General features: G+C 42.2%; 9 protein-coding genes and 2 pseudogenes. 6 read left to right on the forward strand and 5 right to left on the reverse strand.

All coding sequences use genetic code 11. The features are described from left to right. Positions 1 to 651: 651 nt before the first annotated feature. Positions 652 to 1,836 carry an aminopeptidase C gene (locus tag BSAG_RS14085; RefSeq protein ID WP_004314251.1) on the reverse strand — a complete coding sequence of 395 codons (1,185 nt, stop codon included), beginning with the start codon at positions 1,834 to 1,836 and terminating at the stop codon, positions 652 to 654. A 133-nt stretch (positions 1,837 to 1,969) separates the two neighbouring features. Here BSAG_RS14085 and BSAG_RS25600 point away from each other — a divergent pair. Continuing rightward, positions 1,970 to 2,194: pseudogene (locus BSAG_RS25600) on the forward strand (hypothetical protein); the annotation flags it as partial. Next, a complete protein-coding gene (locus BSAG_RS24165; RefSeq protein ID WP_008025926.1) occupies positions 2,181 to 2,495 on the forward strand; it encodes a hypothetical protein in 315 nt (104 codons plus the stop codon). The pseudogene BSAG_RS25600 and the gene BSAG_RS24165, both read left to right, overlap by 14 nt. Here the strand turns inward: BSAG_RS24165 and BSAG_RS14075 are convergent. Further along, positions 2,459 to 2,986 (reverse strand): hypothetical protein, encoded by a 528-nt coding sequence (locus tag BSAG_RS14075; protein WP_004314253.1) that lies wholly within the window; start codon positions 2,984 to 2,986, stop codon positions 2,459 to 2,461. The genes BSAG_RS24165 and BSAG_RS14075 overlap by 37 nt on opposite strands. A 184-nt stretch (positions 2,987 to 3,170) precedes the next feature. Between BSAG_RS14075 and BSAG_RS14070 the strand changes: the two genes are divergently transcribed. Continuing rightward, positions 3,171 to 5,393 carry a cation:proton antiporter gene (locus tag BSAG_RS14070; protein ID WP_004314254.1) on the forward strand — a complete coding sequence of 741 codons (2,223 nt, stop codon included), beginning with the start codon at positions 3,171 to 3,173 and terminating at the stop codon, positions 5,391 to 5,393. Further along, positions 5,374 to 6,219, forward strand: coding sequence for a patatin family protein (locus tag BSAG_RS14065; RefSeq protein WP_004314255.1), 846 nt, complete (start codon positions 5,374 to 5,376; stop codon positions 6,217 to 6,219). Before BSAG_RS14070 ends, BSAG_RS14065 begins: the two co-directional genes overlap by 20 nt. Before the next feature lie 87 nt (positions 6,220 to 6,306). Here the strand turns inward: BSAG_RS14065 and BSAG_RS14060 are convergent, their stop codons facing one another. Then, a complete protein-coding gene (locus tag BSAG_RS14060) occupies positions 6,307 to 7,329 on the reverse strand; it encodes a helix-turn-helix transcriptional regulator (RefSeq protein WP_004314256.1) in 1,023 nt (340 codons plus the stop codon). Between the two features lie 222 nt (positions 7,330 to 7,551). Here BSAG_RS14060 and BSAG_RS14055 point away from each other — a divergent pair, with 222 nt between their 5' ends. After that, positions 7,552 to 9,432, forward strand: coding sequence for a DUF4980 domain-containing protein (locus BSAG_RS14055; RefSeq protein ID WP_008771303.1), 1,881 nt, complete (start codon positions 7,552 to 7,554; stop codon positions 9,430 to 9,432). Between the two features lie 171 nt (positions 9,433 to 9,603). Here the strand turns inward: BSAG_RS14055 and BSAG_RS14050 are convergent, their stop codons facing one another. Both BSAG_RS14050 and BSAG_RS26045 read right to left on the reverse strand, forming a co-directional pair. Further along, positions 9,604 to 10,476, reverse strand: coding sequence for an aldose 1-epimerase family protein (locus tag BSAG_RS14050; RefSeq protein ID WP_004314258.1), 873 nt, complete (start codon positions 10,474 to 10,476; stop codon positions 9,604 to 9,606). A gap of 36 nt (positions 10,477 to 10,512) precedes the next feature. Further along, positions 10,513 to 10,748: pseudogene (locus BSAG_RS26045) on the reverse strand (hypothetical protein); the annotation flags it as partial. A 304-nt stretch (positions 10,749 to 11,052) separates the two neighbouring features. Between BSAG_RS26045 and BSAG_RS14045 the strand changes: the two are divergent. Further along, the gene (locus tag BSAG_RS14045; RefSeq protein ID WP_008771304.1) at positions 11,053 to 14,166 is read left to right on the forward strand and encodes a SusC/RagA family TonB-linked outer membrane protein; all 3,114 of its coding nucleotides are present in this window, start codon (positions 11,053 to 11,055) and stop codon (positions 14,164 to 14,166) included. The last annotated feature ends 19 nt before the right edge of the window (positions 14,167 to 14,185 follow it).

The following is a 14,185-nucleotide window of genomic DNA, read 5'->3' on the forward strand; positions in this document are numbered from 1 at the left end:
CCCTGCTGTCAATCAGAGCCGGTATGCAAGAGGTTGATAAAAAATCGCTTAAGTATGTATCAGGGAAATGCGAAAAGACAGCGTTTTGCTGATGGAAGATCTTTTTGGTACTTATTTGCTTTCAGAGTCGGAGTAAATGAATGATTCTTTTCCTATTATATAGCTATTTGCTATATAAAGAATCAATGGATTCTGAAGTGAAATAACTTGGAAATGGCTCTTCTTTCAGCCCAAAAATCCTTTCTCACCGATGAACGCTGGCTTGGTCGGTGAGCAAGGATGCGTTTCTCACCGACCAAGCCTGCGTTTCATTAAAAGCAAGGGTGCATTTATATCATAAAGACCGTCTGTTTTTCCTTGTATTTATGCATAATAAGGGGCTGTATGTGTATAATCTTGCATTAATTTATGCATTTTATTCTCTGCTTGATTTGATTCATAGCCACTGTCAAATGGTAGAATCTTAAAAATAGAACAAAACTGTTTACCGTTGAAATCCGTTCTTTGGTCGATTCTATTTGGAGGAAAAAAGCTGCAGTCTTACTTTTGTTTCGATAACATGGAGTAATCCCGGAAAATAACTGCTTAAAAAAGCCTCAGAAGCTATTTGTAGCTAATGAGGCTTTTTATTTATAAAGGATGGGTACTCGTTTATTTGATTCCCAGTTTTTTAGCAATCTCTTTAGGCAGTGCGTCTTTGTGTACAAGAATATTCATAGTCTTGTAAGCAACGAATGCTTTGGAAGCATACCAGATACCATTGTATTTGCCTGATTTACCCCAAGAATTCTTCACCATGAAGTATTCTTTTCCGTTTTGGTCTTTAGCGATACCGTAGATTACCATTCCGTGGTCGTCCGTAGTTTCCCAATTGTCAAAAGCAACTTGGCGCATTTCTTGAGTGACGTCGATTTCCGGGTATGGTTTGGTTGTCATCATTTGACGTTTGTTAGCAGCAGTCAGGCCGGTCCAGCGAGCCATATCCGAACCGGAAAGTTCAGATTCTTTGTTTACATCCGGCATAACGGCGATACCGTCACGTGTGAATCCCTGTTCGCTGACGTCGCTACCCCATGCAAAAGTATAACCTTTCTTTACAGCATTGTCCATTACAGCCATCAGCTCTTCGATAGGCAGATTGTAGGACAAACCATTGCGCCAGTTATCCTGAATCTCGATTGCGAATTGAGAATAGAATGGATGATGTGTATAAGAAGTCAGTGATACATAGTCGTCACAGTTCAATCCCAGTGATTCAGAAAAAGTCTTCGGAGTATATTCTTTGCCTTTGTATGTGAATTTCTCCGGACATGCTCCCAGATAAGTATCATAAATAGCGCTTAGTCCGTTTTTCCATACCGGAGTCAGTTTGCTCAACTTACCTTTCGCAATAGCATTGATGTAACCGGAAGCAACAGCATCCAGCTCGTTATGCACCGGCAACGTGTCACCGTACATGATACCCGGCATCACCTCTTGAGGAACAATACCATAATTCTTGATGCAGTACATTACATCATAAAAACTTCCGCCCGGGGAGAAAGAACTGTCACCATGATAGCGTACATAGTTTACTCCGCGATCCTGCATCGTTTTGTGTACGACAAACATTTCAGACAGGTCATACTCGCCTTTACCTAAGCGAAGCAATTCTGATTCAATGAATCCGAGAGTTGAGAAACTCCAGCAAGTGCTCGAACGATTTTGATTCTTGATAGAAGTAATCGGGTTTTCTTTCACTGTCGTGAAAACAAAACCTTCTTCAGGTTTTGCATCTTGTGCCATGATGTTTAGGCTGAACAAGCCTAAAGCAGCAATAAGGATTGTCTTTTTCATTCCTATGAAATTAATATTAAATTGTTTTGGCTACAAATATAGGAAAGTTTCACCACAGATTACACAGATTTACACAGATTATTTCACCACAGAGGACGCAGAGGACACAGAGGAAGATAAAGGAAAATTGAGATCAGGACAGACTGCAGGAAGCAGTTACCGCTCTAACTACTGGATTTACGACCCTTTGACAGACCTGTGGGATGGGGAGGATTTGACCGATTTCGAAGGAAGCACACGCTCGAAAGCTGTATGTTTTTCTACCGGAAAACGGGGAATTATAGCTACAGGAGGATCTTCCACTTATTATTACGATGATACCTGGGAGTTGAAACCATACGAATATGAAGAGAAATAAAAAAGTAATAGGTGTTAGTTGCTTTGTCTTACTGCTTTTAGTGGGAATCATGTATGTGTATGTGCATCCGGTAAATAGATACCGTTTGGAAGTGACCCGGGTTGGAGGTAGTGGGTACGGCTATAAAATTTATGAGAGAGAGCGTTTGATAATTGTTCAACCTTTTTTATTGGCACAATCATGCCACCTTACTGGCACGACTGTGTCAATATGGTGGCACTGGAGTGCCAATACGATGGCACAAGGTAAAGCATTAAGTACAGATTATTTGTTCTCTTCTTCTTTGGGTGCTACTACATAATCTTCTTTGATAAACTCATCATACACACGCTTGGGATGATCGAATGGAGCGGTTCCATTCTTCTGTTCATTGAAGTTTTCCCGGCGGAATTGTTTCAGTTTCAGGTTATCTTCTGCATACTCTCTCAATTTCTTATGCTCATTTCCGTAGAGCGAACTTTCAGTCACGTCAGAATTGAGCAGGTTTTCTTTAGGAGTAATAGTAGGTAGGAGCACTTGTTCCAACAGACCACGATAGGCACCGTTATATTCGCACCATACAATATCGTTGGTTACAAATATACGATAGGAGTACTTTGACCATGCGGTTTTGATTTCAATAGATGTAGCATAAATTTCAATGGTAGCTTCTGAACCATACGCTTGGTCACGGATTACAACGGTCGTCCGACCGCTCAGTTCTTCCTTCACGGAAGTTTGCCACTTATCAGAGTGTAAGATTTCTTCGATAATTTCCGGCAAATTTTCTTTAATCTCAAACTGTATTCTCATGGTGCTTGCCTGCGGGCAGGACTTTTTTGATTTTTTCCTCCTTAAACAATTAAGCTAGCCTAAAGTTACATAGATTGAAGCAAAAAAACAAGATTTTATTTGAGAATTTGTTATTTTCGCCAAACTATCTGCCTTTTTCGTTTGTTTTTACCATAAATATGCACAAATCGTAAAAATAAAGTTTATGCGGAACAGGGCCCGGAAGAATTATGTCATTTATGTACTGATGTTACTCCTGTTTGGAGGGTTGATTTATGTTGCTATTGAAGAGGGTGACCGGTTTTCGCACTATGTGGTAAATGCGCAGAACATAGTACAGGGGAATCCATTCACTATGTTTCTCCAGTTTATACAGGATAATCTTCATCATCCGCTCACTACCTTGTTGATTCAGATTATAGCCGTACTGCTGATGGTGCGTCTTTTTGGCTATTTGTTCAGTCTGATCGGGCAACCGGGAGTGATTGGAGAGATTGTTGCCGGTATTGTGTTAGGCCCTTCCGTACTCGGCTTTTTCTTTCCGGATGCTTTTCATTTCCTTTTTCCGGCACACTCGCTTACCAATCTTGAACTGTTGAGTCAGGTGGGACTGATCCTTTTTATGTTTGTCATCGGTATGGAGCTGGATTTCAGTGTACTGAAAAATAAAATCAATGAAACTCTGGTGATTAGCCATGCCGGAATCTTAGTACCCTTCTTCCTGGGTATCTTGTCTTCTTACTGGGTGTACGAAGAATATGCAGCTGCCCAAACTCCGTTTCTTCCATTTGCCTTGTTTATAGGCATTTCTATGAGTATCACCGCTTTTCCGGTATTGGCGCGCATCATTCAGGAGCGGAATATGACGAAGACTCCTTTAGGGACGCTGGCCATTGCTTCCGCTGCCAATGATGATGTGACCGCCTGGTGTCTGTTGGCAGTGGTGATTGCTATCTCCAAAGCAGGAAGTTTTGCCAGCGCACTTTATTCAGTGGGGCTGGCAGTTGTCTATATTGCGGTCATGTTTTTGGTTGTTCGACCGTTTCTGAAGAAAGTGGGAGAAGTATATGCCAACCGGGAAGCAATCAATAAAACATTCGTGGCATTTATTCTGCTCATTCTTATTATTTCTTCTTGTCTGACCGAGATTATTGGTATTCATGCACTGTTCGGAGCCTTTATGGCAGGGGTAGTGATGCCGTCCAATCTGGGTTTCCGGAAGGTGATGATGGAAAAGGTGGAGGATATTTCATTAGTATTCTTTTTACCTCTGTTCTTTGCCTTCACCGGATTGCGCACGGAAATCGGTTTGATAAACAGTCCGGAGTTGTGGATGGTATGTTTACTGTTGGTGACGGTTGCTGTTGTCGGCAAACTGGGTGGATGTGCCATTGCCGCTCGTTTGGTGGGTGAGTCGTGGAAGGATAGTTTGACGATAGGGACATTGATGAATACACGGGGATTGATGGAGCTTGTCGCTTTGAATATCGGTTATGAAATGGGAGTTCTTCCTCCCTCTATATTCGTAATTTTGGTCATTATGGCGCTAGTTACGACCTTTATGACTACTCCTTTGCTTCATTTGGTGGAACATATTTTCGTACGTCGGGAAGAAAAATTATCTTTGAAGCACAAATTGATATTTTGTTTCGGGCGTCCGGAATCCGGGCGTGTGTTGCTTTCCATTTATGATTTGTTATTTGGGAAGCAGTTGAAGAAAAATCATTTGATTGCAGCACACTATACGGTGGGTACGGATCTGAATCCGTTGAATGCCGAACATTATGCCAGCGAGAGTTTTGCTTTGCTTAATCAACAGGCGGCGAAATTGAATATCCAGGTAGATAACCATTATCGGGTGACAGACAAACTTGTACAGGAAATCATCCATTTTGTCCGTAAAGAACATCCTGATATGCTGCTTTTGGGAGCCGGGAGTCATTATCGTTCGGATATGCCGGGAACTCCGGGAGCAATTTTATGGTTAACGCTCTTCCGGGATAAGATTGATGAGATTATGGAGCAGGTGAAGTGTCCGGTGGCCGTATTTGTCAATCGTCAGTATCGGGAAGGCACGACGGTCAGTTTCGTACTCGGCGGAATGATTGATCTGTTTCTTTTTTCCTATTTGGATAAGATGTTGCAGAACGGACATTCGGTGCGTCTTTTCCTTTTTGATACGGATGATGAAGAGTTCCGTGGACGCATTGACGATTTGCAGGTGCGTTATCCGGAACAAACGATGATAGTGTGGTTTGCGGGAGTAGAAGATTTAGTGACTGAAGAGAAAGACGGGTTATTGATAATGAGCCATCTTTCTTATACGAAATTGTCCGAGGATGAGGCTGTGATGCGTGAATTGTCATCTTTGCTGGTAATTCGCCGGAATAAGAATACGGGAGATAAAAATGAAGGACTTGAAAATTGATGAATCTACGGGATTAGTGTTGGAAGGCGGGGGAATGCGTGGAGTATTCACCTGCGGTGTGCTTGATTATTTTATGGATCACGATATCCGGTTTCCCTATGCGATAGGAGTGTCTGCGGGTGCGTGCAACGGGTTGTCGTATGCATCACGGCAACGGGGACGTGCCAAGTACAGCAACATTGACTTGTTGGAGAAGTATGATTATATCGGTCTGAAACATTTGCTCAAAAAGCGTAATATACTGGACTTTGATCTATTATTCAATGAGTTCCCCGAACATATTCTTCCTTACGATTATGAAACATATTTTGCTTCACCGGAACGTTTTGTGATGGTGACTACGAATTGTATCACGGGAGAAGCCAACTATTTCGAAGAGAAAAAAGACAGTCGCAGGGTGATTGATATTGTCCGTGCATCCAGCAGTCTCCCTTTTGTATGTCCTATTACTTATGTAGACGGGATTCCCATGCTCGACGGAGGAATTGTAGATTCCATTCCTTTGCAAAGAGCCATTACGGATGGCTGCACGAGAAATGTTGTGGTACTCACCCGTAACCGGGGGTATCGGAAAGATTCGAAAGACATTCGTATCCCTTCGTTTGTATATCGGAAATATCCGAAGTTGCGCGAAGCGTTAAGTCGGCGGTGTGCTGTTTATAATGAGCAGTTGGAAATGGTAGAGCGCATGGAGGATGAAGGACAGATTATCGTTATTCGCCCGTTAAAACCTGTAGCCGTAGACCGCATCGAGAAAGATGTGCAAAAGTTGACAGAGTTTTATCAGGAAGGGTACGAATGTGCGAGAGCCTTACTTGAAGAATAAAGTCTTCATAGTTGAATAATAGACAGGCTCTCCATGCTTTTTTGTTTTTCTTGAATGTCAGATAGGATAATTGGGCGTGTTCCCTTTTCATTTTGAATGGGTATATTGTTCAGCAGCCTTTTTTAGTTTCCTACCCATCAATTCTACCAGAGTCTTCGGATAAAGAACTTGTATTCCCTCGGCATATCCGAAGAATACTCGTTCTAACTCATGGTTGATGACGACTTTAATTTCCAGTATGACACTTCCGTCAGCCAATCTTTCCACCACTTGCTGGCTGCGGTGTATAGGCTTGGTTATGATGTAAGGTGCTTCGGCAGCGGCTACCTTGAAACCTACTTTCTCCGCTACGCTTCCGGAATTTTTAGTGACTCCTACCAGATCATTGAAGAACGTGTTCGGATCGAAGAACGTATTTTTTATGTAATGTTCTTGTGGCAGAACTTCCAATGATTGTATTCTGTCCAAAGCTAAATTTTGCAAGATCCGTCCGTTTCCTCTGACACCATAAACGAACCATCGGTTACGATACTCTTTTAATAGATAAGGATAAAAAATAAAGCTGTTGGCCGAACGTGCCTTGAATGAACGATATTTGAGCTGTATCGGATGCTCGTTTACAATCGCGTGATAGATCGTATCCAGATAATCCAGTCCTTTCAACGATTCATTCTTTTCAAAGTCAATGACAGGAGTGGTTTTCATCCGGGCAGAAGCAACGTGATCTTCCAAGCGGTTGATAATATCGCTCATTTCCGTAAAATAGGAGAAACCTTTAAACTGCCTCAACACTTCCACGGCTTCCGACATCGTTTTCAGGTCTTGTTCGTTCAGCGGAGTTTGTGTAATGCTGTATTCCGGATCTTCGTATTTATAGTATTTATTTTCGTACACCACAATCGGAGCGTTATAACCCAGTTTCTCGCTGCGCATTATCTGTATATCCATCTGTACCGTACGTTTGCTTATGCCTTTATCGATGCCTTCGTATTCATAAAGAGCATCCGAGCAAGCATCTACCAAATCTTCCAACGTCCAGCGTCGATAAGGATTACGCAGACAGTTATCAATTGTTTTATAACGGATTAAGGCATTTCTATTTGCTGGCATAAGTAGAAGAATAAAGATTGGCTTCAAAAGTAGAAAAATAAATTCAGGAAAACAAAGAGGTTACAGGTCTTTATTCTTGGATGATAAAAGAAAATTCTTAGGATTTGTATCAAATTTGATACCCTTTGAAACAAAGTTTATAGACGAAGGCGAAGATACCCCCTATCTTTGCCTTCGTCTTTTAGATTAAAAGCTTGTATAAACTAGGAATACTTTGTTGCCATGAAAACAAACCCTTGGATGAAACTATGTAAAGGTGCAATACTTGCGTTAGCAGTCTCTTATGGACTGACTTATTGCCACACAACTAAAAGCAAGTTGACCTTGGAACAGAAAAGCGATAGCCTGACTGTCATCCACATTACCAATCCGACTAATTATATATTGCTTCCTATAGAAGAGGAAGCTGCGGAAAGTCAGGTTCTGCTTGATACCGGAGAGGCTGCGGATACCGATATGGATATTCGTTTGGCACAGACTCAAGTGGACTATTTCGTTCCATTTGCCTTGCCTGCCGGAGCGAAGGCTGCCACCGTGCGTGTTCGTAATAAATCAAAGGATGCACTTTGCTGGAAAGAAATCAAACTATCTGATACTTTTGATACAGCCAATTCGGAAAAGTTCCGCCCTGTTTACCATCATACTCCTCTCTATGGCTGGATGAATGATGCCAACGGATTGGTGTATAAAGATGGAGAATATCATTTGTATTTTCAATATAACCCTTACGGTTCTAAATGGGGAAATATGCATTGGGGACATTCTGTCAGTAAGGACCTTGTACATTGGGAACATCTGGAACCAGCTATCGCCCGTGACACATTGGGACATATCTTTTCGGGCAGCTCTATTGTCGATCAGGAGAATATAGCGGGTTACGGAGCAGGGAGTATCCTGGCTTTTTATACTTCTGCCAGTGACAAAAACGGGCAGATCCAATGTCTTGCTTTTAGCAAGGATAACGGACGGACATTTACTAAATATGAGAAGAACCCTATCTTGAGTCCTGCTGATGGTTTGAAAGATTTTCGTGATCCGAAAGTGTTCCGGTATGAACCGGAAGATAAATGGGTGATGATTGTCTCCGCCGATAAAGAAATGCGTTTCTATGACTCTAAGAATCTGAAGGACTGGAACTATATGAGCAGCTTCGGAGAAGGATACGGGGTACAGCCTTGTCAATTTGAATGTCCGGACATGGTGGAACTTCCAGTGGATGGAGATCTGAACCGTAAGAAATGGGCATTGATAGTGAACGTCAATCCGGGATGTTATTTCGGAGGAAGTGCCACTCAATACTTTACAGGAGACTTTGATGGAAAGAAATTCAGTTGTGACAGTCAGCCGAATGTCACCAAATGGCTGGATTGGGGGAAGGATCATTATGCTACCGTTTGTTTCTCAAATGCTGGAGAACGGACGATTGCTGTTCCTTGGATGAGTAACTGGCAATATTGTAATATTGTTCCGACAAAGCAATTCCGTAGTGCTAACGCTTTGCCGCGTGAGTTAAGTCTTTATACACAAGACAATGAAATTTATCTTTCAGCAGCTCCGGTACCGGAGATAAAGACTCTGCGAAAAGAAAAGAAAGAGATTCCGGCATTTACGGTTGCCAATGATTATCATATTGATTCTTTATTGGCTGATAATGATGGTGCTTATGAACTGGCATTGGAAATTACCGCCGGGGAAGCGGAGATTATGGGATTCAGCCTCTTTAATGATAAAGGGGAAAAGGTGGATATCTACTTCAATCTTCCGGAAAAGAGATTGGTTATGGACCGGACGAAAAGTGGTATCGTGGATTTCGGAAAGAAGAGTGTACCTCATGAAATAGAGGTTCACGACCGTAGAAAGACGACTTCCATCAATTATATAGATGATTTCGCATTAGCTACCTGGGCACCGATAAAGAAAGAGAATAAATATACGTTGGATGTCTTTGTTGATAAATGTTCTGTAGAAATATTCCTGAATGGAGGAAAGGTAGCAATGACTAATCTTATCTTTCCATCGGAACCATACAACCGTATGTGTTTTTATAGCAAAGGAGGTTCATTTCAAGTAGATTCATTCAATGCGTATCGGTTGGGTTTATAATAGAAGTAGAAGTTACACAATAGATGTTTGCATAGATTCAGTGAAAGCAACAAGTATTGATTGCTTTTTAAGGATTCATAGGTTAGATTTATAAGTTAGGTTTTGTAGATTAGAATTAGGTGTTTGGTAGCTGTCAGATGTGAAATCCGGCAGCTACTTTTTATTCATCAATTATTCATCAATTTCAATTGTATATCCTCCTTGGAATATCTCTTCCGGTTGTAAGTGCTGTATCCAGTCTTTATCTTTATATTCACCAGTATAATGTGCGCGGTCGCAACGTCCGTACCAAGGTTCGATGCAGACGAAAGGAGCATTCTTTGCAGGTGGAGACCAAAGACCGACTACCGGAGCATTAAAATGTAGACTAAGATAAGCCTGTTTCTCTTTATTATATAAGGTAACTTTACGGACCTGTTCATTTTCCAGTATCAAAGCATCTTTATCAAAAGTATGCGTGTCCAGTGGTAATAATCCGTCTGTCAACTCTAAAGAATATTCTGTAGAAGGATCAGCGCATCCCTTTTCTGAAATGAGAATATATTTCAAACCGTTTTCCTTGTCAAATCCGAAGAATCCTCTTTCTAAACTGTTTGCATCGAACTCCGGCCAATAGAAAGCTGGATGTGCCCCAATCTGAAAATATATATCCTTTTTACCGCTATTCTTTACTTCCCACATAACTTCAATTTGCTTCCCTTGAATGCGATAGCCTATTTCCAGACAGAATGGAAAAGGGTATTTATGCAAAGTTTCTTCATTGCTGACAAGGCGGTAACGTACTTCATCCTCTTTTTCAGAAACAAGAGTAAATTCCATGTCACGGGCAAAACCATGTTGAGTAAGCGTATAAGGAATCCCTTCATTCCGATACTCATTTTCCCATACGCTCCCTACAATCGGGAATAGGACAGGAGAGTGTCGCTTCCAAAAAGCAGGATCGGCTTGCCACAGATATTCTTTTCCATTGGCGACGATGCTGCAGAGTTCAGCTCCGTGGGGAGATACTTGAATCGTGAGTTGTTTGTTGGAGATTGTTTTCATATCGTTTATTTATTGGATTATTTTAGAGTTAATCTTTAAGTTCATCTTGCCATCAACTGCCTGCATTTTCAACTGGTGACAATTTGTCACCGTTTCATTTCCTTCTTCTTTAAGTCTCTGTTTCAGCTTATTCCAATATTTACGTCCATCGGTACTTTCAGTTAAAATGCTAACCACATCTACTATCGAAAAATACCACTTCTCTTGTTCATCATCCCATACCGTACGTACTTTTTTTCCTCAAAGAACTTTAATGCTTGTTGTTTAGTCATGAATTCTGTTTTTAGAATCTTTAATTGGTTGTTATCTTAATGAAGAGTCTTCTCAATTTGGGGGCTCATATCACTACACAAAGATACCACTTTCAATCTACATAAGAGAATATGAACCTCATTTTTCTCATAGCAAGAAGAAAACATGTATAAAACCCTATAAAATAGCGTTCTATGCAACAAATGTTATAGCCTTTGAAACATTTTTTTCAGTCGTTTGATATAAATCAACCGTAATTTGCATTATCGATATAGATAAAATTCGTACTTTTAATTTAATAACATCAAACTAATGCATCGTATTATGAAGAACAAAAAACTTCTTTGCAGCGTTTGTTTCCTGTTTACTTTCATGTCAGTCCTTTGGGGGCAAAGCATTACGGTGAAAGGAAACGTTACTTCTAAAACGGACGGACAGCCGGTCATCGGCGCCTCTGTTGTTGAAGCTACAGCTACTGCTAATGGAACAATTACTGATTTAGATGGTAATTTCACCCTTTCGGTTCCGGCTAACTCTACTTTAAAGATTACGTATATTGGTTATAAACCGGTGACCGTAAAATCGGCTGCTATCGTTAATGTATTATTGGAAGAAGACACTCAAATGGTAGATGAAGTGGTTGTAACAGGTTATACCACTCAACGTAAAGCCGACCTGACCGGTGCTGTTTCCGTAGTGAAAGTAGACGAAATCCAGAAGCAAGGGGAGAACAACCCGGTGAAAGCACTTCAAGGCCGCGTGCCCGGTATGAACATTACAGCGGATGGAAATCCGAGCGGATCGGCTACCGTACGTATTCGCGGTATCGGTACGCTGAACAACAACGATCCTCTTTATATTATCGATGGAGTTCCTACCAAAGCCGGTATGCACGAATTGAACGGAAACGACATTGAATCCATTCAAGTACTGAAAGATGCTGCTTCAGCATCCATCTACGGTTCGCGTGCTGCAAATGGCGTTATCGTCATTACTACCAAACAAGGAAAGAAAGGCCAGATTAAAATCAATTTTGATGCTTCGGTTTCAGCTTCCATGTATCAAAGTAAGATGGACGTGTTGAATACGGAACAGTACGGACGTGCCATGTGGCAAGCCTATGTAAACGATGGTGAGAACCCGAACGGCAATGCCTTGGGATATAACTACAATTGGGGTTACGATGCCAACGGAAATCCGGTACTACACAGTATGAGTCTTTCCAAATACCTGGACTCGAAGAATACAATGCCTGTGGCAGATACCGACTGGTTTGATGAAATTACCCGTACAGGTGTTATCCAGCAATACAATCTCTCTGTCAGCAACGGTTCGGAGAAAGGTTCTTCCTTCTTTTCTCTGGGATATTACAAAAACCTGGGTGTAATTAAAGATACGGACTTCGACCGTTTCTCCGCCCGTATGAACAGCGATTATAAATTAATTGATGATATCTTGACTATCGGCCAGCATTTCACCTTAAACCGGACTTCGGAAGTACAAGCTCCCGGCGGAATTATTGAAACTGCTTTGGACATTCCTTCCGCTATCCCCGTTTATGCTTCGGATGGTTCATGGGGAGGACCGGTAGGCGGATGGCCGGACCGTCGTAATCCTCGCGCCGTACTCGAATACAACAAAGACAACCGATACACTTACTGGCGTATGTTCGGTGATGCTTATGTGAATCTAAGCCTCTTCAAAGGATTCAATGTTCGTTCTACTTTTGGTCTGGACTACGCAAACAAGCAAGCCCGTTACTTCACCTATCCTTATCAGGAAGGAACACAGACCAATAACGGCAAGAGTGCAGTGGAAGCCAAACAGGAACACTGGACCAAATGGATGTGGAATGCCATTGCCACTTACCAGTTGGAAATAGGCAAACATCGTGGAGACGTTATGGCAGGTATGGAGCTGAACCGGGAAGACGACAGCCATTTCTCCGGCTACAAAGAAGATTTCTCTATCCTTACTCCCGACTATATGTGGCCCGATGCAGGTAGCGGCACAGCACAGGCTTACGGTGCCGGCGAAGGTTACTCGCTTGTCTCTTTCTTCGGTAAAATGAACTATTCTTATGCTGATAAATATCTGCTTTCATTGACGCTCCGTCGTGACGGTTCTTCCCGCTTCGGTAAAAACCATCGTTATGCCACTTTCCCTTCCGTTTCTTTGGGATGGCGCATCACACAGGAGAGTTTTATGAAGGAACTGACTTGGTTGGACGATCTGAAACTGCGTGCTTCATGGGGACAGACCGGTAATCAGGAAATCTCCAACCTTGCCCGTTACACTATCTACGCTCCTAATTATGGAACAACAGATTCATTTGGAGGTCAAAGCTACGGTACAGCATACGATATTACAGGTTCTAACGGAGGTGGTACTCTGCCTTCCGGATTCAAACGTAACCAGATTGGTAATGACAATATCAAATGGGAGACAACCACACAGACGAACGCCGGTATCGACTTCAGCCTATTCAAACAATCTCTGTATGGTTCATTGGAATACTATTACAAGAAAACCACCGATATCCTGACTGAAATGGCAGGAGTGGGAGTCTTGGGAGAAGGTGGCAATCGTTGGATTAATTCGGGCGCAATGAAAAACCAGGGTTTTGAATTCAACTTGGGCTACCGCAACAAGACTGCCTTCGGACTGACTTACGACCTGAACGGAAACATCTCCACTTACCGGAATGAAATTCTTGAACTGCCGGAGACAGTGGCTGCCAATGGAAAGTTTGGTGGTAATGGAGTAAAAAGTGTAGTCGGTCATACATACAACTCACAAGTGGGCTACATTGCCGACGGTATCTTCAAATCACAAGAAGAAGTGGACAATCACGCTACGCAGGAAGGTGCAGCCGTAGGCCGTATCCGCTACCGCGACATCGACCATAACGGTGTGATTGATGAAAAAGACCAGGAATGGATTTACGATCCGACTCCTGCTTTCAGCTACGGATTGAATATCTATCTGGAATATAAGAACTTCGACCTGACTATGTTCTGGCAAGGCGTTCAGGGAGTAGATATTATCAGTGACGTGAAGAAGAAAAGTGACTTCTGGAGTGCATCCAACGTCGGCTTCCTGAACAAAGGAACCCGCCTGCTCAATGCCTGGTCGCCTACTAATCCGAACTCTACGATTCCGGCATTGACCCGCAGCGATACCAACAATGAACAGCGTGTCTCCACTTACTTTGTTGAAAACGGTTCTTTCCTGAAACTGCGTAATATCCAATTAGGCTATACAGTTCCGGCAGTAATCTCCAAGAAGTTGAGAATGGAACGTTTACGCTTCTATTGCAGCGCACAAAACCTGCTGACGATCAAGAGTAAAGACTTTACGGGAGAAGACCCCGAAAACCCGAACTTCTCTTATCCGATCCCTGTGAATATCACCTTCGGACTTAACATCGGATTTTAATTCACTTCATTTATAAAAC

Source organism: Bacteroides sp. D1 (assembly GCF_000157095.2).
Lineage (GTDB): Bacteria > Bacteroidota > Bacteroidia > Bacteroidales > Bacteroidaceae > Bacteroides > Bacteroides xylanisolvens.

What these genes read in the sequence shown, in the direction of transcription:
- BSAG_RS14085 (WP_004314251.1), bottom strand. Translation starts at nt 1,836, where the DNA reads ATGAAAAAGACAATCCTTATTGCTGCTTTAGGCTTGTTCAGCCTAAAC.
- BSAG_RS24165 (WP_008025926.1), top strand. Translation starts at nt 2,181, where the DNA reads ATGAAGAGAAATAAAAAAGTAATAGGTGTTAGTTGCTTTGTCTTACTG.
- BSAG_RS14075 (WP_004314253.1), bottom strand. Translation starts at nt 2,986, where the DNA reads ATGAGAATACAGTTTGAGATTAAAGAAAATTTGCCGGAAATTATCGAA.
- BSAG_RS14070 (WP_004314254.1), top strand. Translation starts at nt 3,171, where the DNA reads ATGCGGAACAGGGCCCGGAAGAATTATGTCATTTATGTACTGATGTTA.
- BSAG_RS14065 (WP_004314255.1), top strand. Translation starts at nt 5,374, where the DNA reads ATGAAGGACTTGAAAATTGATGAATCTACGGGATTAGTGTTGGAAGGC.
- BSAG_RS14060 (WP_004314256.1), bottom strand. Translation starts at nt 7,329, where the DNA reads ATGCCAGCAAATAGAAATGCCTTAATCCGTTATAAAACAATTGATAAC.
- BSAG_RS14055 (WP_008771303.1), top strand. Translation starts at nt 7,552, where the DNA reads ATGAAAACAAACCCTTGGATGAAACTATGTAAAGGTGCAATACTTGCG.
- BSAG_RS14050 (WP_004314258.1), bottom strand. Translation starts at nt 10,476, where the DNA reads ATGAAAACAATCTCCAACAAACAACTCACGATTCAAGTATCTCCCCAC.
- BSAG_RS14045 (WP_008771304.1), top strand. Translation starts at nt 11,053, where the DNA reads ATGAAGAACAAAAAACTTCTTTGCAGCGTTTGTTTCCTGTTTACTTTC.